The organism is Actinosynnema sp. NPDC023587 (genome assembly GCF_040640215.1).
GTDB lineage: Bacteria > Actinomycetota > Actinomycetes > Mycobacteriales > Pseudonocardiaceae > Actinosynnema.
This window is the reverse complement of the sequence record NZ_JBFABG010000002.1, coordinates 160,424-182,475: the sequence shown is the minus strand read 5'-3', so window position 1 is coordinate 182,475 and position 22,052 is coordinate 160,424. Positions and strand designations below refer to the sequence as shown.

Genomic DNA, 22,052 nt, shown 5'->3' with positions numbered 1-22,052 from the left:
CTGCCGTAACACGGGAAGGTGGGACCGTGCCCAAGCGGGTTGGCCGCGCTCCAGTGGTGCTCGACCCTGCGCGACCTGCGGGGACACCCGTTGCGCTGGACGGTGTTCCGCTTCCCGAGGGACCCTCGCTGCTGTGCGACCTCAAAGGCGTCGTCATGCGGGCGAACGCCGCCGTCGCGGAACTCGCGAAAGCGCATTCCCCCGATGAGCTGGTGGGCCGCGCATTAAGCGAACTGCTCATCGGTGAACCCGCTGATTTGCGGTTGCGTCAAGTGGACGGCGGTCTGCTCCCGGTCCGCGTGGTGCGCACCCAGGTCCCGGGCACCGGTCTGCACGCCGTCCTCTTGGTCGACGTGTCGGACCTGGCCAGGGCCGCCGACGACTTGCGCGACGAACAGCGCCGGTTGCGCACCGTGCAGCGCGTCGCCCAGATCGGCTCGTGGGAGTACGACCCGACGACCGGTGCCACGGTCTGGTCCGAGTCGCACTACGAGATGATGGGCGTCCGCCCCGGCGAGGTGGTGCCGGGCGCGCAGGCCGTGCTGGACCTGGTCCACCCCGACGACCACGACATGGTGGCCAGCTACTGGGCCAACCGGGAGCTCGACGGCAACCCGATCGACATCGTCTACCGGATCATCCTGCCCAGCGGCGAGCTGCGCTGGATCAGGGGCGTCGCCGAGGCGAAGCTGAGAGCCGACGGACGGACCCAGTTCATCACCGGCTACATCCGCGACATCTCCGCGCAGTGGCGGTCCGACCGCGCCCTGGAGACCGAGCGCGCCCGGCTGCTGGAGGCGCAGCGCATCGCGCGCATCGGTAGCTGGAGCTACGAGGTGCCGACCAAGGCCGTGCACCGCAGCGAGGTGCTCCTGGAGATGTACGCCGACCTCGGCATCGCGCCGGACGGCGACGTGCTCTCCGGCGTGCACCCGGACGACCGGACCGCGCTGGAGGCCCTGCGCCGGCGGCTGCTCAAGGCCGCGGAGGAGGAGACCTTCGAGGTGGAGGTGCGCAGCGAGTTCGGCGACCGCGTCTACATCTGCCGGGTGCGCCCGGAGTTCGAGCGCGGCGAGCTGCACCGCATCCACGGCACCATCCAGGACGTCACCGAGGCCCGCGCGCTGGAGCTCCAGCTCCGCGACGACCGGCGGCGGCTGGCCGACGCGCAGCGCGCCGCCCAGCTCGGCGTGTGGGAGTGGGACTTCGAGACCGGCGACGTGGTGTGGTCGGACATGCTGGCCGACCTGTTCGGCGTGCCGCGCGACGAGCGCACCCGCTACCAGACCTACCTCGACCTGGTGCACCCCGAGGACCGGGGCTGGGTGGACGACCTGTGGCAGCAACTGGCCGCCGACGAGGTGCCGGTGCAGTTCGAGCACCGCATCCTGCGCCGCGACGGCAAGCTCCGGGTGTTCCGCAGCCACGGCGTGGTCGTGCGGGGCCCGGACGGCCGCCCGCTCGCGGTCGGCACCGCGCAGGACGTCACCGAGCAGCGCGCCGCCGAGACCCGGATGAAGAGGTCCAGCCAGCGCTTCGCCGACCTGGTGTCGCTGACGCCCGTCGGCATCGGCCTGTTCGACGAGACCGAGCGCCTGGTGGACGCCAACGACGCGCTGTGCGACCTGCTCGGCATCGACCTGGAGCAGTTGCGCGGGATGACCGCCGAGCAGCTCACCCACCCGGAGGACAAGGAGAACCGGCTCGACTCGGTGAGCCGGATGACCCAGAACGGCGCGGACCGCGTGCACAAGATCCCGCAGCGGATACTGGTGCGCCCCGACGGTGAGCGGGTCTACTGCGAGCTGCACATCGCGCTGTCCGTGCAGGACGACGGCCGCCGGTTCTGGCTGACCGTGTTCCAGGACATCACCGAGCGCCGCCGGGCGTCCGAGGCGCTGCGCCACCAGGCCACGCACGACGAGCTGACCGGGCTGCCGAACCGGGCGCTGGTCAAGGAGATGCTGGCGACCCTGCTGGACTCCGACGACCGCTCGCGGGTGGCCGTGCTGTTCTGCGACATCGACAACTTCAAGCGGGTCAACGACTCGCTGGGCCACGACGCGGGCGACGAGCTGCTGGTGGCGCTGGCCCGGCGGTTGGAGGGCGGCTTGCCCGAGGGCTGCACGGCGGCCCGCCTGTCCGGCGACGAGTACGTGATCATCTGCGAGAACCTCGACCTGGTCGGCGGCGTGGACGCGCTGGCCACCAAGGTCGCGGGCCTGCTGCGCACGGCCGTCCCGGTGCACGGGCAGCTCGTCCGGGTCTCCGCGTCGATCGGCGCGGCGGTGCCCAACGGGTCCCGCGCCACCGGCAACGACCTGCTGCGGTTCGCCGACGCGGCGATGTTCGAGGCGAAGCGGGCGGGCGCGGGCCGGGTGTCGCTGGCCTCGGCGGCGCTGATCGCCTCGGCCGACCGGCAGGTGCACCTGGAGGGCCAGCTCCGGGACGCGCTGGCGCACGACGGCCTGGCCCTGCACTTCCAGCCCGTGGTGGGCGTGGACGGCGCGGTGCAGACGGCCGAGGCGCTGGTGCGCTGGCCGCACCCGGATCGCGGTCTGCTGCCGCCGGACATCTTCCTGCCCGTCGCCGAGCAGGGCGACCTGTTGCGCGAGCTGGACCGGTGGGTGCTGCGCACGGCGTTGAAGGAGGCCTCGACGTGGCCCGCGCCGAACGGGCTGCCGGTGTCGGTCGCGGTGAACCTGGCCGGCCTGGTGCCGGGCGACCCGGAGTTCGTCGACATCGTGGCCGACGCCATCGCCGAGGCCGGCATCCCGTGGGACCGGGTGGTGCTGGAGCTGGTGGAGACCGCGCTGGTGGACCTGCCCTCGCGGGTGCGCCAGTCGATGGACGAGCTGGTGGCGCGCGGCATCCGGTTCGCCGTCGACGACTTCGGCACCGGCTACTCGTCGCTGGCGCGGTTGAAGGACCTGCCCGCGCAGATCATCAAGGTCGACCGCCGGTTCGTCTCCGGGGTCGGCAACGACTCGTCGGACTTCGCGGTCGCGCGGGCGGTCGTGGACATGGCGCGGGCGATGGGCCGCAAGTGCGTCGCCGAGGGCGTCGAGACCGCGACCCAGTTCCACGTGCTGCGCGGCGTCGGCGTGGACGCCTACCAGGGCTGGCTGTTCTCCCGACCGGTGCCGCCGAAGGAGTTCCGGGCCGTGCTCGCGCTCGGCCCGTTGCACATCCCCAAAGCGGGCTGACCGCTCAGCGCCGCCGCTGCGGCGGGAACGTGCGGATCGCCCGCCCCACCGGGGGCAGCGCGGCGACGAACGCGGGCACCAGCCACAGCAGCAGCGCGACGATCGGCAGGAGCAGGTAGCCGCCGGACCCGTCGAGCAGCCTGATCGTCGCGTACGCGTAGTAGCCGGCGCACAGCGCGCCGAGGGCCGCCGGCACCCAGCGCACCGCCGGGAGGCGGATCGCCAACAGCAGCGCGAGCACCAGCACCAGCGGCGCGACGACCGTCGACAGCGTGATGGCGAAGTCCGCGTTCCCGGTGATGCCGTGGGAGAACGCCAAGCCCAGCAAGGAGATGAACAGGTGCGCGGACCCCGGCGTGCCGTCCCACGAGGCGAACGCCGCGATGAAGGTGAAGATCGCGGCCGGCAGGAACAGCAGCGCGGCCACGACGGCCGCCACACCGCTCTGCCGCTGCGGCGGACCGTGGCCGGGCTGCCCGGGGTACGGCTGGTCCGGCTGCTGCTGCCCGTACGGTCGGCCTGGTGGCCACGGCTGGTTCACGTCTTGCCCCTCCCCGGACGAGTCGGAACGGAAGCTACCGCCGCCCGTGCCGCGACCGAGGGGTTTCGCCGAACTACCCCGCCGACGCCCGGATCAGCGGGAGCAGCGCGGCGATCCGGTGTCGCGGCAGGTCGATCAGCCGGTGCTCCAGGTCGTCGTGCTCGCCGATCAGGTCCCGCGCCTCGCGCTTGGTGATCCGCAGCACGGTGGTGAGCGCCTCCCGCCACACGTTGCCGAGCTTGCCGTGCGACCGCATCAGCACCTCCCGCACGACCAGCCCGCCCGGGTCGAGGGTGCCCGCGAGCACCTGGTCGGCCACCACGACGCAGTGCTTGCCGTCCGGGGTGGACCGCATGAAGCGCAGCGCGAACCGGGTGTCGACGAGGGACGTCAGCTCCTCCTGGCCGACCGCCGACGACACGTCAGGGTGGTTGTTGGGCACCAGCGCGGCCATCCGGCCCGGCGAGCACGCCAGCAGCGTGCGCAGCAGCCACGGACCGGGGTCGCCGGACAGGTCCACCGCGAGCGACGCGGCACCCCGGCCGATCGGGTCGGCCCAGCCGGGCGCGCGCGGCTTGGGCGGCGGTGAGGACTCCGGTCGCGGCGCGAGGTCCACCAGGGACTGGAGGGCCTTCGCCCCGGGCCCCTCGGCCTCCACGGACTGCGGCCCGTGGGTGTAGATCGCGGTCCGGCCCGCCGCGACCGGACGCCGGGACGTGGGCCGGCACACGTACAGGTCGGCGGCGCTGCCGATCGCCTGCGCGCCGTCGAACCGGTGGAACGCGGGCAGGACCGCTTCGAACACCAGGCCCAGCCGCAGGAGTTCCTGCTGGACCTTCAAGCCGAGCGCGGGCGTGCGGTCGCTGAACCCGTAGGCGAGCAGCACCCGGCCCCGGCCGAGGTCGGCCAGGCACTCGACGGCCCGGCCGGCGAACAGCGCCACGCCCTCCTGGGTGTAGGGCGGGTCGCTGAAGACCAGGTCCGCCGACTCCAGCAGGGTCGGCGGCAGGCCGAACCGGAAGTCGGCGTGGAACGTCCGCACCCGGCCGCCGGAGCGCTCGTCGAGGTGGGCGAGGAGCCGGTCGTCCACGTCGACCACGACGACGGACACGTCCGGGTTCACCGCGCACACCGCGAGCGAGGTCAGGTCGTGGTCGCCCAGGCACAGCAGGGTCCGGCCGGCCAGGTCGTACCGGGAGTCCAGCCACAGCGCGCGCTTCAGCACGGTCTCGGCGGTCGCCTGCACGTGGTCCAGCGCGGTCAGCGGCGGCGGCACCGAGGCGATGTCGGCGCGCACCGCGCCGAGCCACTCGTCCAGCCGCTCGCCGTGCCGCGACAGCAGGGGGTCCACCGGCTCGGGCTCGGCGGTGAACTCCGCGTACCGGGCCACCTGCCCGGGGGCGATGCGGACGCGGTCGCCGTCGGACTCCACGTCGACGTCGAGCGCCTTCAGCAGGTCCTGCACGGTGCGCCGGGGCACGGCCGGCAGGCGGACCAGATCGGCCAGCGTGTGCCAGTCGTCACCCAGCAGGGTCAGGACGCGCCGGAGTTTGCGCGCGTGCGCGCCATGGGAGTCCAGCAGCGCGCGGACTAGTTCGGTGGCCACAACCGGAGCAGCCTACTGACCGGATCGTGGAACGCCGTGCCACGGTCGGGCGAACGGGCTAGTGTCGTTCGACGCCTTGAAACGACCGCACTGATTCCACCGACGGGGAGGACCACGGGGTGATCGAGTTCCGCGGCGTGACCAAGCGGTTCGACGACGGGACCATCGCGGTGAACGGCCTGGACCTCGTGGTCGAGGCGGGCACGATCACCGTCTTCGTCGGCCCCTCCGGCTGCGGCAAGACGACGTCCCTGCGCATGGTGAACCGGATGATCGACCCGACCTCGGGCACGGTCCTGGTGGACGGTCGGGACGTGCTGGGCGTGGACCCGCCGAAGCTGCGGCTCGGCATCGGGTACGTCATCCAGCAGGCGGGCCTGTTCCCGCACCGGACGGTGCTGGACAACGTGGCCACCGTGCCGCTGCTGTCGGGGTGGTCGAAGTCACGGGCCCGCACCCGCGCGGCCGAACTGCTGGAGCTGGTGGGGCTGCCCGCCGAACTCGGCCGGCGCTACCCGGCGCAGCTCTCCGGCGGCCAGCAGCAGCGGGTGGGCGTCGCGCGGGCCCTGGCCGCCGACCCGCCGGTGCTGCTGATGGACGAGCCCTTCAGCGCGGTCGACCCGGTGGTCCGGGAAGGTCTCCAGGACGAGTTGCTGCGGTTGCAGGCCGAACTGGACAAGACGATCGTCTTCGTGACGCACGACATCGACGAGGCGGTGCGGATCGGCGAGAAGGTCGCGGTGTTCCGCGAGGGCGGCATCCTCGCCCAGTACGCGCCGCCCGCCGAGCTGCTCACCCGGCCGGCCGACGACTTCGTGGCGAGCTTCGTGGGCAAGGACCGGGGCTACCGCAGCCTGTCCTTTGTGGACTCCTCCGGTGTCGAGGTCGGCGCGGTCGACGCGGTGGAGTCCTCCGCCGCGTCGGGCGGGTGGGAACTCCTCGTGGACGGCGAGCGGCGGCCCCAGGGCTGGAGCGCGCCGGACGGCGCGGTGCTGCCCGGCGGCTCGCTCTACGGCGAGGGCGGCTCGATCCGGGGCGCGCTCGACGCCGCCCTGTCCTCGCCCTCGGGCCTCGGTGTCGTGGTCGACGCCGACGGGAGGTTCGTCGGCGTCGTCAGGGCGCGCCAGGTGCTCGACGTGATCGAGCGCCGCCGTGGGTGACCTGGGCAAGTACCTGGGCGACGCCGGCACGCGGTCCGCGCTGTGGTCGGCGCTGCTCGAACACGTCTACCTCTCCCTGGTGCCGCTGGCGATCTCGGTGGTGCTCGCGATCGCGCTGGGCCTGGTGTGCCACCGGTACCGGCGGGTGAACGGGGTCCTGGTCGGACTCTTCAACGTGGTCTACACGGTCCCGTCGCTGGCGCTGTTCGCGATCATCCCGGCGTTGATCGGGACCAGGGTGCTGGACCCGGTCAACGTGGTGACCGCCTTGACGGTCTACACCACCGCGCTGCTGGTCCGCCCGGTCGTGCAGGCGTTGGACGCGGTGCCCTCGCACGTGACGGCCGCCGCGACCGCGATGGGCTTCCGGCCGTGGCGGCGGTTCCTGGCCGTGGAGCTGCCGCTGTCCGTGCCGGTGCTCGCGGCGGGTGTGCGGGTCGGTTCGGTGAGCAACATCAGCCTGGTCAGCGTCGGCGCGCTGATCGGCACCGGCGGCCTGGGCACGCTGTTCACCGACGGCTTCCGGCAGCGGTACCTCGCACCGATCATCGTCGGCATCGTGCTCACCCTGGTGCTGGCGCTGGTGGTGGACCTGGTGCTGGTGGCTCTGCGCAACGCCTTGACGCCGTGGACGAGGGCTGGTCGCCGATGATCTTCGCGGACGCGCTCGCGTGGCTGGTCGACCCGGCGAACTGGTCGGGGCCGACGTCGATCCCGGTGCGGACCGGCGTGCACCTGCTGTACTGCCTGGGCGCGGTGCTGGGCGCGGCGGCCCTCGCGGTGCCGCTCGGGCTCTACGTCGGGCACACCGGGCGCGGCGGGGTGCTGGTGGTGGGCGGCAGCAACGCGCTGCGCGCGCTGCCCACGCTGGGCCTGATCACGTTCCTGTACCTGGTGGTCGGCGTCAGCCAGGTCGGGGTGCTGATCGGCCTGGTCGTGCTGGCCGTGCCGCCGATCCTGGCCGGCACCTACGCCGGCATCCAGAGCGTCGACGACGGCGTCGTGGACGCCGCGCGCGGCATGGGGATGACCGGGTCGCAGCGGCTGTGGAAGGTGGAGCTGCCGAACGCGCTGCCGCTGCTGGTCGGCGGCCTGCGCAACGCCGTGCTCCAGGTCGTCGCGACGGCGTCGGTCGCCGCGTACGTCGGCATCGAGTCGCTGGGCCGGCCGTTGCTCGACGGCCTGCGGGTGTTGGACTACGGGCAGTTCATCGGCGGCGCGATCCTGATCGCGCTGCTGGCCGTGGTGGTGGACGTCCTGCTGGCGTTCGCCGGGAAGCTGGTCATACCCAGGGGTTTGCGGCTGACCGCCCGGCCCCGTCGGCGCGCCGAGGCGACCGACGTGGTCGAGGTCGGTGGAGACCGGTGAAGTGGGAGAGGGAGAACGGCATGAAGCGCACGTTGGCCGTCATCGTCGCGGCGGCAGCGTTGGTCGTTTCCGCGTGCGGGTCCAAAGAGGGCCTGAGCGGGAGCGACCAGCAGTCCGCCCAGGGTGAGGTCGTGGTCGGTTCGGCCGACTTCACCGAGAACAAGATCCTGGCCGAGATCTACGCGGGAGCCCTCAGGGCGACCGGCGCGACGGTGTCCGTGAAGTCGGGCATCGGCGCGCGCGAGCTCGTGGTGAAGGCGTTGCAGGACAAGTCGCTCGGCGTGGTGCCGGAGTACACCGGCAACCTGCTGAACTACTTCGACAAGACCAACGCCACGACCGAGTCCGACGAGGTCTACAAGAACCTGAAGGAGAAGACCCCGGACGGTCTCGAAGTCCTGTTCAAGTCCGACGCCGAGGACAAGGACGTCCTGGTGGTCACCAAGGAGACCGCCGACTCCGGGGTGGCCTCGATCGCGGACCTCGGCGACGGCAAGTACGTCCTGGGCGCGGCGGGCGAGTGGTCGCAGCGGTGGAAGGACAAGGTCAAGGAGCTCTACGGCGTCACGTTCAAGGAGATCAAGACCACCGACGCCGGCGGTCCGATCACCGTGGACGCGCTGAAGGACGGCACCGCGCAGGTCGCGAACCTGTACACGACGTCCGCCGACATCAAGGCGAACTCGTTCGTGGAGCTGGCGGACCCGAAGAACATGTACCCGGCGCAGAACATCATCCCGCTGATCCGCACGGACGCCGTGGACCAGGCGGGCAAGGACGCGCTGAACAAGGTGTCGGCCGCGCTGACCACGGTCGGCCTGGCCGAGCTGGTCAAGCGGGTCGACCTCGACAAGGAGACCGTGGCGAACGTGGCGGCGGACTTCCTGAAGAACGTCAAGCTCTAGTCCGCGCACGACCCGACCGCCGGTCCGCCCCTCCCGGGGTGGGCCGGCGGTTCGTCGTGCCGCCCGCTCCGGGGTTCAGCCCGGCCGCTCGCCGCGCGGGGTGTCGGCGCGGTGGCCGCCGATGCGGTCGGTGAGGGCGTCGGCGGTGCGCCGGGCCTCGACCGCCAGGTCCGGCCAGGTTTCGCCGCACTCCTCGTCGCACACGTGCCGGAAGGTGACCGTGATGGCGGCGATCGGGCGTTCGCCGTGGTCGAAGACCGGCGCGGCGACCGAGGCGAAACCGGCCGTGACGTAGCCGTCCTCCACCGCCCAGCCCCGGCGGCGCTCGGCGGCCAGCAGGCGGCGCAGGGCGGGGAGGTTGGCCGGGCCCCGGCCGGTGCGGTCCACGAACGACGTCACGCCGGGGAACAGGGCGCGCACCTGGGCGTCCGGCAGGTGGGCCAGCATCGCGCGGCCGGACGCGGTGAGGTGCGCCGGCAGCCGCACGCCGACGTCCGACACGATCGTGGACGGCTGCCGGGGCTGCTCGCGCACCAGGTACAGCGCTTCCGCCCCGTGCAGCACGCCCAGGTGCGCGGCCCGGCCGACGGCGTCGACCAGGCGGCGCAGCAACGGGCGCGCGAGGCGTTCCAGCGGGTCGTGGCGCAGGTAGGCCGAGCCCAGCTCGAACGCCGCCACGCCCAGCCCGTAGCGGCGCTCCTCGGGGAAGTGGGTGGCGAACCCGGCTTCGGTCAGCTCGGCCAGCAGGTGGTAGGTCGTGGACCTCGGCAGGTCCAGTTCCCGCGCCACGGCGGCGGCGGACAGCGGACCGGGGCGGCCGGCCAGCAGGCGCAGCACGGCCAGCCCTCGGCGCAAGGCCGGCACGTCGCTGCTGGAACCCACCAGGTCATTCTCGACAAACCCCGGTGTTCGCGCAGGGGAGGGGTGTGGCGGCCGGCTTCGAGGGGTTCGCGACCGGACGGGTGGTCGTCACCGGCGTCCCGCCGAGACCCCGCCCCCGGCCTCCGGGCGGACCCGGGGAGTGGCCGGGCCGGCTGCCGGAGGGTTCCGAGTCTGGGATGCCAGACGGTCTCCGGAGGTCCCGGGTCGTGCGGAACCGGCGCACGGGTTGTGATGAGCACATGCAGCAACCCGTGGAGCTGGGTCCGAAAGTCCTGACCCGCGAGGACGTCCACGCGGTCGCCCGTGGCGACGCGCCGGTGGAGATCACGGAGTCGGCGCGTGCGGCGGTCACGGCCGCCCGCGCCCACATCGAACGGCTGGCGACGGCCGAGAAACCCACCTACGGCGTGTCCACGGGCTTCGGCGCGCTGGCCGTCCGGCACATCCCGCCGGACCGCCGGGCGGCGCTCCAGCAGTCGTTGGTGCGCTCGCACGCCGCCGGCTCCGGGCCCGAGGTGGAGCGGGAGGTCGTCCGCGCGCTGGTCCTGCTCCGGCTCAAGACGCTGGCCGGCGGGCACACCGGGGTCCGGCTCGCCACCGCCGAGGCGATGGCGGCGATGCTGAACGCGGGCATCACGCCGGTCGTCCACGAGTTCGGCTCGCTGGGCTGCTCGGGCGACCTGGCCCCGCTGTCCGCCGCCGCGCTGGCGCTGACCGGCGAGGGCCAGGTCCGGGACGCGGACGGCGCGCTGGTCCCGGCCGGCGACGCGCTGCGCCGGGCCGGCATCGAGCCCGTGCGGCTGGCCGAGAAGGAGGGCCTCGCGCTCATCAACGGCACCGACGGGATGCTGGGGATGCTCGTGCTGGCGCTGGGCGACCTGCGCTACCTGCTCGACGTGGCGGACCTGACGGCGGCGATGAGCGTGGAGGCCCTGCTGGGCACGGACCGCGTCTTCGCGGACGACCTCCAGGCCCTGCGCCCGCACCCCGGCCAGGGCCGCAGCGCCCGCCGGATGGCCGACCTGCTGGCCGGTTCCGAGATCGTGGCGAGCCATCGCGGCCCGGACTGCACGCGGGTGCAGGACGCGTACTCGCTGCGCTGCTCGCCGCAGGTGCACGGGGCGGCGCGGGACACCGTGGCCTACGCCGAGACGGTCGCCGACCGCGAGCTGGCCGCCTCCGTGGACAACCCGGTGGTGCTGGCCGACGGGCGGGTCGAGTCCAACGGCAACTTCCACGGCGCGCCGATCGCCTACGTGCTGGACTTCCTGGCCATCCCGGTGGCCGACGTGGCGAGCATCGCCGAGCGCCGCACCGACCGGATGCTCGACGTGAACCGGTCGCACGGCCTGCCGCCGTTCCTGGCCGACGACCCGGGCGTCGACTCCGGCCACATGATCGCCCAGTACACCCAGGCCGCGATCGTCAGCGAGCTCAAGCGGCTGGCGGTGCCCGCGTCCGTCGACTCGATCCCGAGCAGCGCGATGCAGGAGGACCACGTCTCCATGGGCTGGTCCGCCGCGCGCAAGCTGCGCAAGTCCGTGGACGGCCTGCGCACCGTGCTGGCGATCGAGTTCCTCACCGCCGCCCGCGCGCTGGACCTGCGCGCGCCCCTCAAACCCGCCCCGGCGACCGCCGAAGCCGTGGCGAAGCTCCGCGTGAGCGTCCAGGGCCCCGGCCCGGACCGCCACCTGGCCCCCGAGATCGCCGCCGCCGAAGAACTCATCCGGAACGGAGCACTGTGATGGTGCGAGCAGACCGAGGCACCGAACTGACCGCCCGTAGCTGGTCCACCGAAGCGGCGCTGCGGATGTTCCACAACAACCTGGACCCCGACGTGGCCGAGCGCCCCGAGGACCTGGTGGTCTACGGCGGCACCGGCAAGGCGGCGCGGGACTGGCCGAGCTTCCACGCCATCAGCCGGGAGCTGGCGGAGCTCGCCGACGACGAGACGCTGCTCGTGCAGTCCGGCCGCCCGGTGGGCGTGATGCGGACCAACGAGTGGGCCCCGAGGGTGCTGATCGCGAACTCCAACCTGGTGCCGGACTGGGCGAACTGGCCCGAGTTCCGCCGGCTGGAGGCCGAGGGCCTGACCATGTACGGCCAGATGACCGCCGGCTCGTGGATCTACATCGGCACCCAGGGCATCCTCCAGGGCACCTTCGAGACGTTCGCCGCCGTCGCCACCAAGCGGTTCGGCGGCACCCTCAAGGGCACGCTCACGGTCACCGCCGGGCTCGGCGGCATGGGCGGCGCGCAGCCGTTGGCCGTCACCATGAACGAGGGCGTCGCGCTGTGCGTCGAGGTCGACCCGAGCCGCGCGCGGCGACGGGTGGAGACCCGGTACCTGGACGAGGTCGCGGACGACATCGACGACGCGATCGCCCGCGTGCTCCGCGCGAAGGCCGACGGCCGGGCGCTGTCGGTCGGCCTGATCGGCAACGCCGCCGAGGTGCTGCCCGAGCTGCTGCGCCGCGAGGTGCCGGTGGACATCGTCACCGACCAGACCTCGGCGCACGACCCGCTGGCGTACCTGCCCAAGGGCGTCGACCTGGCCGGCTGGTCGGACTACGCGGCGAAGAAGCCCGACGAGTTCACCGACCGGTCCCGCGAGTCGATGGCCGACCACGTGGCGGCCATGGTCGGCTTCCAGGACCGGGGCGCGGAGGTGTTCGACTACGGCAACTCCATTCGCGGCGAGGCCCGGCTCGGCGGCTACGACCGGGCCTTCGACTTCCCGGGCTTCGTGCCCGCCTACATCCGACCGCTGTTCTGCGAGGGCAAGGGCCCGTTCCGCTGGGTCGCGCTGTCCGGCGACCCGGCCGACATCGCCAAGACCGACCAGGCGATCCTGGAGCTGTTCCCGGAGAACGAGCAGCTCGCGCGGTGGATCAAGATGGCCGGCGAGCGGGTCGAGTTCCAAGGCCTGCCGGCGCGGATCTGCTGGCTGGGCTACGGCGAGCGGCACCTGGCCGGGCTGAAGTTCAACGAGATGGTGGCCGGCGGCGAGCTGTCCGCGCCGATCGTGATCGGCCGCGACCACCTCGACTGCGGATCGGTCGCGTCGCCCTACCGGGAGACCGAGGCCATGGCCGACGGCTCGGACGCGATCGCGGACTGGCCGCTGCTCAACGCCCTGGTCAACACCGCGTCCGGCGCGACCTGGGTGTCCATCCACCACGGCGGCGGCGTCGGCATCGGGCGGTCCATCCACGCCGGCCAGGTGACCGTCGCGGACGGCACCGAGCTGGCCGCGCGCAAGATCGAGCGGGTGCTGACCAACGACCCGGGCATGGGCGTGATCCGGCACGTGGACGCCGGGTACCCGCGAGCCGGCGAAGTGGCGGCGGACCAGGGCGTGCGGATTCCCATGGCGCGCAATGACTGACCTCGCGGACCTCGCCGACGTCGGTCGGGACGCGCGGCGCGGCGGCTACTCCCGGCACGGGTTCGACCACGTCGAGCTGGAGCTGCGGGAGTGGTTCGTCGCGGAGGCGACCCGGCGCGGGCTGGACGTCCGGCCGGACCGCAACGGCAACCTGTGGGCCTGGTGGGGCCCGCCGGGGCCGGACGCGGTGATCACCGGCAGTCATCTCGACTCGGTGCCGGGCGGCGGGGCGTTCGACGGGCCGCTGGGCGTCGTGGCCGCGTTGCGGGCCATGGACCTGTTGCGGGCCAAGGGGTTCCAGCCGACCCGGCCGCTGGCGGTCGTGGTGTTCGTGGAGGAGGAGGGCGGCCGGTTCGGCGTGGCCTGCCTCGGGTCGCGGCTGATGACCGGCGCGATCGCGCCGGAGAAGGCGCTCGCGCTGACCGACCCCGACGGCGTGTCGTTCGGGGACGCGGCGCGCGCCGCCGGGTTCGACCCGGAGCGGATGGGCCGCGACGACGAGGCCCTCCGGCTGGTCGGGCGGTTCGTCGAGCTGCACGTGGAGCAGGGCCGGGGGTTGACCGTCCCGGTCGGGGTGGCCGGCTCGATCCTGGCGCACGGCCGGTGGCGGTACACGTTCACCGGCGAGGGCAACCACGCCGGCGCGACCCTGGTCGAGGACCGGCGGGACCCGATGCTGCCCGCGTCGCGGCTGGTGCTGGCGGCGCGCGCGGCGGCCACGGACGGCGCGCGGGCGACCGTCGGGCGGATCGTGCCGAACCCCGGCGGCACCAACGTGATCGCCTCGTCGGTCGACCTGTGGCTGGACGCGCGGGCCGAGGACGACGCGCGCACCCGGGACGTGGTCGCGCGGATCACCTCGGCGGCGCACGAGGCGGCCCGCGAGGAGGGCTGCGAGCTGCGGGTCACCGAGGAGTCCTACGGCGACACGGTCCACTTCGACACCGGGTTGGCCACCGAGATCTCCGACGCGCTCGGCGGGGTGCCGGCGCTGCCCAGCGGCGCGGGTCACGACGCGGGGATCTTGGCGGCGCACGTGCCGACCGCCATGCTGTTCGTGCGCAACCCGACCGGGATCAGCCACGCCCCCGAGGAGTTCGCCGAGGCCGACGACTGCGCGGCGGGCGTGGTGGCGCTGGCGACGACGTTGGAGCGGCTGGCCCGATGAAGAGCTTCTGGTGTGAACAGGCGTGGCTGCCCGACGGCATCGCTTCGCGCGTGCTGGTCCGGGTCGACCGGGGCACCATCACGTCGGTGTCCACTGTGGACACGATCCCGCTGGGCTGCGAACGCCTGTACGGGGTCGTGCTGCCGGGGTTCGCCAACGCGCACTCCCACGCCTTCCACCGGGCTCTGCGCGGCCGGACGCACTCCGCCGGCGGCACGTTCTGGACGTGGCGCGACCGCATGTACGCGGTGGCGGAGAGCCTCACCCCGGACGGCTACCTGCGCCTGGCGCGCGCGGCCTACGCGGAGATGGCCATCGCCGGCGTGACGGCGGTGGGGGAGTTCCACTACCTCCACCACGGCGGCAACGAGATGGGCGACGCGCTGCGGCAGGCCGCCGCCGACGCCGGCATCCGGCTCACCCTGCTCGACGCCTGCTACCTGGCCGGGGGGATCGGGCAGCCGGTCACCGGCGTGCAGGAGCGGTTCTCCGACGGCACCGGCGAGCGGTGGGCCGCCCGGGTGGCCGAGCTGCGCGAGGACGGCAACACCCGGGTCGGCGCGGCGATCCACTCCGTGCGCGCCGTGCCGCGGGAAACGTTGTCGCTGGTGGCAAGCGCTTTCCCCGATCGGCCGCTGCACGTCCACCTGTCGGAGCAACCCGCCGAGAACGAGGCGTGCCTCGCCGCGTACGGGCTGACGCCGACCGGGCTGCTGCACGAGGAGGGCGCGCTGACCGCCCGCACGACCGCCGTGCACGCCACCCACCTGTCCGCGGCGGACATCGGGCTGCTCGGCTCGACGGCGACCGGCGCGTGCTTCTGCCCCACCACGGAGGCCGACCTGGCCGACGGCATCGGCCCCGCCCGGGAGCTGCGCGACGCGGGCAGCCCGCTGTCGCTGGGCAGCGACCAGCACGCGGTGATCGACCCGCTGCTGGAGGCCCGGGGGCTGGAGCACGGCGAGCGGCTGCGCACCGGCGAGCGCGGCCGGTTCACCCCGGCGGACCTGGTGGCGGCGCTGACCAACCACACCGCCATCGGCTGGCCCGAGGCGGGCCGGATCGAGGTCGGCGCGCCCGCCGACCTCGTCGCGATCGGCCTGGACTCGGTGCGCACCACCGGGTGCGCGCCGGACCAGGTCCTGCTCGCGGCCACCGCGTCGGACGTCTCGGTGGTCGTGTCGGGCGGGAAGGTCGTGGCGCGCCACGGTGTCCACGAGACCCTCGGGGACGTCGCGAAGCTGCTGAAGGCGGTCCTGTGAGCACCCTGATCACCAACATCGGCGAATTGACGACCAACTCGGAGCTCGGCCGGCTCACCGGTGCCGCACTCGTCGTGGAGGCCGGGCACGTGGCCTGGGTCGGCGCGGCGTCCGCCGCCCCGGCCGCCGACGAGGTGTTCGACGCGGCCGGCCGCGCGGTGCTGCCGGGGTGGGTGGACAGCCACACGCACCTGGTGTTCGCCGGCGACCGGACGGCCGAGTTCGAGGCGCGGATGTCCGGGCAGCCCTACAGCGCGGGCGGGATCGCCACCACCGTCGACGCGACCCGGGCGGCGTCGGACGACGAGCTCGCGGGCACCATCCGGCGGCACGTCGCCGAAGCGGTCGCGCAGGGCACGACCTGCGTCGAGACCAAGACCGGCTACGGCCTGACGGTCGACGACGAGGTGCGCTCGGCGCGGATCGCGGCCCGGTACGCCGACGAGGCCACGTTCCTGGGCGCGCACCTGGTGCCGCCCGGTGCCGACGCGGACGAGTACGTGTCGTTGGTGTGCGGGGAGATGCTGGACGCGGTCGCGCCGCACGTGCGCTGGGCGGACGTGTTCTGCGAGAAGGGCGCGTTCGACGCGGACCAGTCCCGCGCGGTGCTGGAAGCCGCCGCCGCCAGGGGGTTGGGCCTGCGGGTGCACGGCAACCAGCTCGGCGAGGGGCCCGGTGTGCGGCTGGCGGTGGAGCTCGGCGCGGCCAGCGTCGACCACTGCACCCACCTGTCGGCGGCCGACGTCGACGCGCTGGCGGGGTCGGCGACGGTGGCGACGTTGCTGCCGGCGTGCGACCTGTCGACGCGCCAACCGCTGCCGCCCGCGCGGGCGTTGCTGGACGCCGGGGCGGCGGTCGCGCTGGCCAGCAACTGCAACCCGGGGAGCTCCTACACCACGTCGATGGCGTACTGCGTGGCGACGGCCGTGCTCCAGATGCGGATGTCGGTGGAGGAAGCCGTTTTCGCGGCGACCCGTGGCGGGGCCATCGCGCTGGGGCGTGAGGACGTCGGACACCTCGCGGTGGGTGCCCGCGCGGACGTGCACGTGCTGGACGCGCCGAGCACCACGCACCTCGCGTACCGGCCGGGTGTCCCGTTGACGCACGCCGTGTGGCGCAAGGGCGAACGCGTCCGCTAGGGGCTGACCGAAGAGGCCGAGCCGGCGTCGACCGGCGGCCCGTGGACACGCCGAACGCCCCCGCGATCCGGTCGCGGGGGCGTTCGGCGTGCTTGCTGGTCAGTCTTCGAGCTCGTCCTCGTCCCGGGCCAGGTACGTGGCCAGGCGTTCGATCGGCGTCTCGAACTCCGGGTTGGCGTCCACGAAGGCGCGGAGCTTGTCGGCCAGCCAGGCGAGGCTCACTTCCTCCTCGCCCCGGCGGGACTCCAGCTCCTCGATGCCGCGATCGGTGAAGTACACCGCGGCCTACTCGAACGCCTTCGCGATCAGCTCGCGCTGCTCGACCTCGTGCACCTTCGACGACCCCGCCGAGGGGGCGGCCATCGGGCGGCGCGAGACGCGCTTGATCGCGAACCGGCTCGGCAGCAGTTCCGGCAGGGCCAGGCCGAAGAACGGCCAGGCACCCTGGTTCGCCGGCTCCTCCTGGACCCAGCGGACCTCGGTCGCGTTCGGGTAGCGCTCCAGCGCCTCCGTCAGCTTCCGGGCGGGCACCGGGTAGAGCTGCTCCACCCGGACCACCGCCGTGTCCTCGGTGCCCCGCTTCTCCTGCTCGGCGGCCAGCTCGTAGTACACCTTGCCGCTGCACAGCAGGATCTTCGTGACGCCCTCCGGGGCCGGCCGCGTCGGGTCGTCGATCACCGAGTGGAAGCGCTCCTCCACGAACGGCTCGACCGGCGACGTCGCCGACTTCAGGCGCAGCATCGACTTGGGGGTGAACACCACCAGCGGGCGGTTCACGCCGTCCAGGGCGTGCCGGCGCAGCAGGTGGAAGTAGTTCGCCGGCGTCGAGGGCACCGCGATGGTCATCGAGCCCTCCGCGCAGAGCTGGAGGAAGCGCTCGATGCGGCCGGACGTGTGGTCCGGGCCCTGGCCCTCGTGGCCGTGCGGCAGCAGCAGCACGACGTCGGAGACCTGGCCCCACTTCGCCTCGCCCGACGAGATGAACTCGTCGATGATCGGCTGCGCGCCGTTGACGAAGTCGCCGAATTGCGCCTCCCACAGCACCAGCGCGTCCGGGTCGGCCACCGAGTAGCCGTACTCGAAGCCCAGCGCCGCGAACTCGGAGAGCACCGAGTCGTAGACCATGAACTTGCCCTGCTCGTCGGACAGGTTCTGGAGCGGCGTGTACTCCTCGGACCGCTTGCGGTCCACCAGCGTGGCGTGCCGCTGCACGAACGTGCCGCGCCGCGAGTCCTGGCCCGCCAGGCGGACCGTGCGGCCCTCCAGCACCAGCGACCCGAACGCCAGCAGCTCGGCGAACGCCCAGTCGATGCCGCCCTCGCGGGCCATCTTGGCGCGCCGCTCCAGCACCGGCTTGACCCGGGGGTGCGGCGTGAAGCCGTCCGGCAGGTTGACGTGCGCGTCCGCGATCCGCTCGATCACCGAGCGGTCGATGCCGGTGGGCAGCTTGGCCGGGACCTGCTGCTCCTGCTCGATCGACGGCGACATCTTGGCCGGGTGCTTCTCCAGCTCGCGCACCTCGTTGAAGACGTGCTCCAACTGCGAGGAGAAGTCTTGGAGGGCCTTCTCGGCCTCCTCCACGGAGATGTCGCCGCGACCGATCAGCGACTCGGTGTAGGTCTTGCGCACCGAGCGCTTGGTGTCGATCACGTCGTACATCGCCGGCTGGGTCATCGAGGGGTCGTCGCCCTCGTTGTGACCCCGGCGGCGGTAGCAGACCATGTCGATGACGACGTCCTTGTTGAACGCCTGCCGGTAGTCCACGGCCAGTTTCGCGACCCAGTAGCACGCCTCCGGGTCGTCGCCGTTGACGTGGAAGACCGGCGCGCCGATCATCTTCGCGACGTCCGTCGAGTACTTCGACGAGCGCGAGTTCTCCGGGGCGGTGGTGAAGCCGACCTGGTTGTTCACCACGACGTGCACCGTGCCGCCGGTGCGGTAACCGCGCACCAGCGCCAGGTTCAGCGTCTCGGCGACCACGCCCTGGCCCGCGAACGCGGCGTCGCCGTGCATCGCGACCGGCAGCACGGTGAAGCCCTCGCCACCCATGTCCAGGTTGTCCTGCTTGGCCCGGACGATGCCCTCCAGCACCGGGTCCACGGCCTCCAGGTGCGACGGGTTCGCGGTCAGCGACACCTTCGTCTCACCGTCGCCGAACATCCGGAAGTACTTGCCCTCGGCACCCAGGTGGTACTTGACGTCACCGGAGCCGTGCGCCTGGCCGGGGTCGAGGTTGCCCTCGAACTCGCGGAAGATCTGCGAGATCGGCTTGCCGACGATGTTCGCCAGCACGTTCAGCCGGCCGCGGTGCGGCATGCCGATGACGACCTCGTCCAGCTCGTGCTCGGCGGCCTTGTCCAGCACCGCGTCCAGCAGCGGGATGACGGTCTCGCCGCCCTCCAGCGAGAACCGCTTCTGGCCGACGTACTTGGTCTGGAGGAACGTCTCGAACGCCTCGGCCGCGTTCAGCTTGGAGAGGATGTACTTCTGCACGGTGGCCGGCGGCTTCTCGTGCGGCACCTCGACGCGCTCCTGGATCCAGAGGCGCTCCTCGGGGTCCAGGATGTGCATGTACTCGACGCCGACCGTGCGGCAGTACGAGTTGCGCAGCACGCCCAGGATGTCGCGCAGCCGCATCCGCTCCTGGCCCGCGAACCCGCCGACCGGGAACTCCCGGTCGAGGTCCCACAGCGTCAGGCCGTGCGACAGGACGTCCAGGTCGCGGTGGCTGCGCTGGCGGTAGTTCAGCGGGTCGGTGTCGGCCATCAGGTGGCCGCGAGTGCGGAACGCGTCGATCAGCTCGATGACGCGGGCCGTCTTGTCGACCGCGCCCTCGGGGATGTCGGCGACCCAGCGGATCGGCTCGTACGGCAGGCGCAGCGACGTGAAGACGTCGTCGTAGAAGCCGTCCTCGCCGAGCAGCAGGTGGTGGATCCGCTTGAGGAACTCGCCCGACTCCGCGCCCTGGATGATCCGGTGGTCGTAGGTGGAGGTCAGCGTGATGATCTTGCTGACGCCCATCTCGACCAGGGCCTGCTCGCTGGTGCCCTGGAAGTGCGCGGGGTACTCCATCGCGCCGACGCCGATGATCGCGCCCTGGCCGGCGGTCAGGCGCGGAACCGAGTGGTTCGTGCCGATCGTGCCGGGGTTGGTCAGCGAGATCGTCGTGCCGGAGAAGTCCTCGGCCGTCAGCGAGCCGCCGCGAGCCTTGCGGATCAGGTCCTCGTAGGCCTGCCAGAACTGCGTGAACGTCATGTTCTCGCAGCCCTTGACCGAGGCCACGACGAGCGTGCGCGAGCCGTCCTTGCCGGGCAGGTCGATCGCCAGGCCGAAGTTGACGTGCTCGGGCGTGACCACGAACGGCTTGCCCTCGACGTCGGCGAAGTGCCGGTTCATGTTCGGGAACGCCTGGAGCGCCCGGACCACCGCGTAGCCGATCAGGTGGGTGAAGGAGACCTTCCCACCGCGCGTGCGCTTGAGGTGGTTGTTGATCACGATGCGGTTGTCGGCCAGCAACTTCGCCGGCACGGCGCGCACGCTGGTCGCGGTCGGAACGGTGAGCGAGAGCTCCATGTTCTTCGCGATCGCGGCGGCGGCCCCGCGTAGCTGCTTCTGCTCCTGGCCGGCGGCCGGCTGCACCGGCGCGGCCTTGGCGGCCTGCGCGGGAGCGGGCTTGCCCGTGGTGGGTGGCAGCGTCGCCGGCTTCGCGGCGGGCGCGGCGGCGGACTTGGCCGCGGGTGCCGCATCGGCCGGCTTGGCCGCGGCGGGCTTGGCCGGCTTGGCCGCAGAGGTCGGCGCGGAGTCCGACGCGGGCTTGGTCGCGGCCGGCTGCTGGGCGGCGGCGGTGGCGGTCGGCGCGGCCGGAGCGCTGGTCGTCGACGCGCCGCTCTCCGCCGAGGCACCGTTGCCGGACCGCTGCGTCGACTTGTAGTCGGCGAAGAAGTCGTGCCACGCCGGGTCTACGGACGACGGGTCGGAGAGGAACTGCTCGTACATCTCCTCGACCAACCACTCATTGGGGCCGAACTGAGAAGCAGGAGTGCTGCTGGACACGGCTCGCGCTCGCCTCTATCCATCTCGCTCTTGGTAATGACTCACTCATGGTCAGGCTAGTCCCCCGTCTGGTGCACTTCATACACAGGAGGGGCCGGGCAACGAGGGCTCGATCACAGGATCGATCAGGACATCGATCCTGTCACGCCCGCTTGAGCTCGTCTTGACGTGTTGACGCAGGTCCGTCTCGTGCCGACGAGGGCGGGAAGCGCTCCCGCCGGCACGTGCGATCCCCCGGCCCGGTGACGAGCGGGGGTGCGCACCCCCAGTCTCCCCGCTTCCCGGCCCGGCTGCTCGCGGGCATCGGTGCGGAGGTCCGGGGGACGGGGTGGGATGGCGGGGTGGGATGGCGGGGCCGCTGCTGCCCGCAGGTGGCTGTGGATCGGGGAGGAGGGCGTGATTGGTGCTCTGAACTGGGTGTTCAACGATTTGGTTGACAACGGCTGGCCGGGTTCGTATGGTGTGTTCAACCGCAAGGTTGAGTAAGGGGAAATCGTGGAGGACCGGCTATCGCGGGTGTTCGCGGCGTTGGCGGACCCGATACGACGGGACATGGTGGCCCGGCTGGCGGTCGCGGACGCGACCGTCAACGAGCTCGCCGAGCCCTACCCCGTGACCGTGCAGGCGGTCTCCAAGCACCTCAAGGTGCTGGAGGACGCCGGGCTGGTCAGTCGGAGCCGAGAGGCCCAGCGCAGGCCCGTGCACCTGGAAGCGGAGGTGTTCGACCTGATGACCAAGTGGATCGAGCGGTACCGGCAGGAGGCCGAGCAGCGCTACCGGCGGTTGGACGCCGTGCTCGCCGAACTCGCCGTGGAGGACGACCCCGGCACCCCGAACGAAGGAGCAGCATCATGAACGCCACCACGCACCACGAAGTCACCGTCGAGGCCAGTCCCGAGCTGCCCACGATCGAAATCGTCCGCGAGTTCGACGCGCCCCCGGCGGCCGTGTTCCGGGCGCACGTCGAGCCCGAGCTGGTCAAGAAGTGGCTCGGCCCGCGCCGGCTGACCATGGACATCCTCCGCTGGGACGCCGAGACCGGCGGCGGGTACCGGTACGTGCACCGGGACGACAGCGGCGAGTACGGGTTCTACGGCTCGTTCCACGAGGTCCGGCCGGCCGAGCGGATCGTGCAGACGTTCACGTTCGAGGGTTACCCGGACGGCGTGTGCCTGGAAACGATGCACTTCGAGGACCTGGGCGACGGCCGGACCCGCCTGCGCGGGTTCAGCGTGTTCGAGTCCGTCGAGGCGCGTGACATGGCCATGGCGAGTGGCATGACCACCGGCGTGGTCGAGGGCTACGAGCAGCTCGACGAGCTCTTGGCCGACCTGTAGTCCCCCGTTCGACCGGTGCCCCCGGTCGGCCGATCCG

The 22,052-nt window shown here is 72.5% G+C and carries 17 protein-coding genes; 12 read left to right on the top strand and 5 right to left on the bottom strand.

Features of this window, described 5'->3' with window-relative positions:
- The first annotated feature begins 26 nt into the window (after positions 1-26).
- A complete protein-coding gene (locus AB0G01_RS05885) occupies positions 27-3,206 on the top strand; it encodes an EAL domain-containing protein (protein WP_360940184.1) in 3,180 nt (1,059 codons plus the stop codon).
- A gap of 4 nt (positions 3,207-3,210) precedes the next feature.
- Here the strand turns inward: AB0G01_RS05885 and AB0G01_RS05880 are convergent, their stop codons facing one another.
- Both AB0G01_RS05880 and AB0G01_RS05875 read right to left on the bottom strand, forming a co-directional pair.
- Positions 3,211-3,747, bottom strand: a complete 537-nt coding sequence (locus tag AB0G01_RS05880; protein WP_360940182.1) for a hypothetical protein — start codon at positions 3,745-3,747, stop codon at positions 3,211-3,213.
- Between the two features lie 73 nt (positions 3,748-3,820).
- On the bottom strand, positions 3,821-5,353 hold the full coding sequence (locus AB0G01_RS05875; RefSeq protein WP_360940180.1) for a bis-aminopropyl spermidine synthase family protein: 1,533 nt from the start codon (positions 5,351-5,353) through the stop codon (positions 3,821-3,823).
- 119 nt (positions 5,354-5,472) lie between these two features.
- Between AB0G01_RS05875 and AB0G01_RS05870 the strand changes: the two genes are divergently transcribed.
- From AB0G01_RS05870 to AB0G01_RS05855, 4 genes are read left to right on the top strand one after another with little or no spacing between them, the layout of a single operon-like run.
- Positions 5,473-6,513 (top strand): ABC transporter ATP-binding protein, encoded by a 1,041-nt coding sequence (locus tag AB0G01_RS05870; RefSeq protein WP_360940178.1) that lies wholly within the window; start codon positions 5,473-5,475, stop codon positions 6,511-6,513.
- Entirely contained in the window at positions 6,506-7,165 is a 660-nt protein-coding gene (locus AB0G01_RS05865) for an ABC transporter permease (RefSeq protein ID WP_360940176.1), read from the top strand. The genes AB0G01_RS05870 and AB0G01_RS05865 overlap by 8 nt, the downstream gene beginning before the upstream one ends.
- On the top strand, positions 7,162-7,881 hold the full coding sequence (locus AB0G01_RS05860; protein WP_360941204.1) for an ABC transporter permease subunit: 720 nt from the start codon (positions 7,162-7,164) through the stop codon (positions 7,879-7,881). The genes AB0G01_RS05865 and AB0G01_RS05860 overlap by 4 nt, the downstream gene beginning before the upstream one ends.
- Positions 7,882-7,901: 20 nt before the next feature.
- Positions 7,902-8,786, top strand: coding sequence for an ABC transporter substrate-binding protein (locus tag AB0G01_RS05855; protein WP_360940174.1), 885 nt, complete (start codon positions 7,902-7,904; stop codon positions 8,784-8,786).
- A 75-nt stretch (positions 8,787-8,861) separates the two neighbouring features.
- On the opposite strand, the gene AB0G01_RS05850 is transcribed toward AB0G01_RS05855, so the two are convergent.
- Positions 8,862-9,668 carry an IclR family transcriptional regulator gene (locus AB0G01_RS05850; RefSeq protein ID WP_360940172.1) on the bottom strand — a complete coding sequence of 269 codons (807 nt, stop codon included), beginning with the start codon at positions 9,666-9,668 and terminating at the stop codon, positions 8,862-8,864.
- 239 nt (positions 9,669-9,907) lie between these two features.
- On the opposite strand from AB0G01_RS05850, the gene hutH reads away from it, so the two are divergent.
- From hutH to hutI, 5 genes are read left to right on the top strand one after another with little or no spacing between them, the layout of a single operon-like run.
- Positions 9,908-11,413 (top strand): histidine ammonia-lyase, encoded by a 1,506-nt coding sequence (gene hutH, locus AB0G01_RS05845; RefSeq protein ID WP_360940170.1) that lies wholly within the window; start codon positions 9,908-9,910, stop codon positions 11,411-11,413.
- Positions 11,413-13,056: a urocanate hydratase gene (hutU, locus tag AB0G01_RS05840; RefSeq protein WP_360940168.1), complete on the top strand. Its 1,644-nt coding sequence runs from the start codon at positions 11,413-11,415 to the stop codon at positions 13,054-13,056. The genes hutH and hutU overlap by 1 nt, the downstream gene beginning before the upstream one ends.
- Entirely contained in the window at positions 13,049-14,224 is a 1,176-nt protein-coding gene (locus AB0G01_RS05835; protein WP_360940166.1) for an allantoate amidohydrolase, read from the top strand. Before hutU ends, AB0G01_RS05835 begins: the two co-directional genes overlap by 8 nt.
- Positions 14,221-15,486: a formimidoylglutamate deiminase gene (locus AB0G01_RS05830; protein WP_360940164.1), complete on the top strand. Its 1,266-nt coding sequence runs from the start codon at positions 14,221-14,223 to the stop codon at positions 15,484-15,486. Before AB0G01_RS05835 ends, AB0G01_RS05830 begins: the two co-directional genes overlap by 4 nt.
- Positions 15,483-16,625: an imidazolonepropionase gene (gene hutI / locus AB0G01_RS05825; RefSeq protein ID WP_360940162.1), complete on the top strand. Its 1,143-nt coding sequence runs from the start codon at positions 15,483-15,485 to the stop codon at positions 16,623-16,625. The genes AB0G01_RS05830 and hutI overlap by 4 nt, the downstream gene beginning before the upstream one ends.
- Before the next feature lie 99 nt (positions 16,626-16,724).
- Here hutI and AB0G01_RS05820 read toward each other — a convergent pair whose 3' ends face one another.
- The gene (locus AB0G01_RS05820; RefSeq protein WP_360940160.1) at positions 16,725-16,904 is read right to left on the bottom strand and encodes a DUF6104 family protein; all 180 of its coding nucleotides are present in this window, start codon (positions 16,902-16,904) and stop codon (positions 16,725-16,727) included.
- 6 nt (positions 16,905-16,910) lie between these two features.
- Complete coding sequence (locus AB0G01_RS05815; protein WP_360940158.1) at positions 16,911-20,678, bottom strand: multifunctional oxoglutarate decarboxylase/oxoglutarate dehydrogenase thiamine pyrophosphate-binding subunit/dihydrolipoyllysine-residue succinyltransferase subunit; 3,768 nt, start codon at positions 20,676-20,678, stop codon at positions 16,911-16,913.
- A gap of 492 nt (positions 20,679-21,170) precedes the next feature.
- On the opposite strand from AB0G01_RS05815, the gene AB0G01_RS05810 reads away from it, so the two are divergent.
- The gene (locus AB0G01_RS05810; protein WP_360941201.1) at positions 21,171-21,533 is read left to right on the top strand and encodes a metalloregulator ArsR/SmtB family transcription factor; all 363 of its coding nucleotides are present in this window, start codon (positions 21,171-21,173) and stop codon (positions 21,531-21,533) included.
- Positions 21,530-22,015, top strand: a complete 486-nt coding sequence (locus AB0G01_RS05805) for an SRPBCC family protein (protein ID WP_360940156.1) — start codon at positions 21,530-21,532, stop codon at positions 22,013-22,015. Before AB0G01_RS05810 ends, AB0G01_RS05805 begins: the two co-directional genes overlap by 4 nt.
- Positions 22,016-22,052 lie beyond the last annotated feature (37 nt).

Coding starts and splice junctions, on each gene's coding strand:
- AB0G01_RS05860 (WP_360941204.1), top strand. CDS start 7,162: ATGATCTTCGCGGACGCGCTCGCGTGGCTGGTCGACCCGGCGAACTGG.
- AB0G01_RS05855 (WP_360940174.1), top strand. CDS start 7,902: ATGAAGCGCACGTTGGCCGTCATCGTCGCGGCGGCAGCGTTGGTCGTT.
- hutH (WP_360940170.1), top strand. CDS start 9,908: ATGCAGCAACCCGTGGAGCTGGGTCCGAAAGTCCTGACCCGCGAGGAC.
- hutU (WP_360940168.1), top strand. CDS start 11,413: ATGGTGCGAGCAGACCGAGGCACCGAACTGACCGCCCGTAGCTGGTCC.
- AB0G01_RS05835 (WP_360940166.1), top strand. CDS start 13,049: ATGACTGACCTCGCGGACCTCGCCGACGTCGGTCGGGACGCGCGGCGC.
- AB0G01_RS05830 (WP_360940164.1), top strand. CDS start 14,221: ATGAAGAGCTTCTGGTGTGAACAGGCGTGGCTGCCCGACGGCATCGCT.
- AB0G01_RS05805 (WP_360940156.1), top strand. CDS start 21,530: ATGAACGCCACCACGCACCACGAAGTCACCGTCGAGGCCAGTCCCGAG.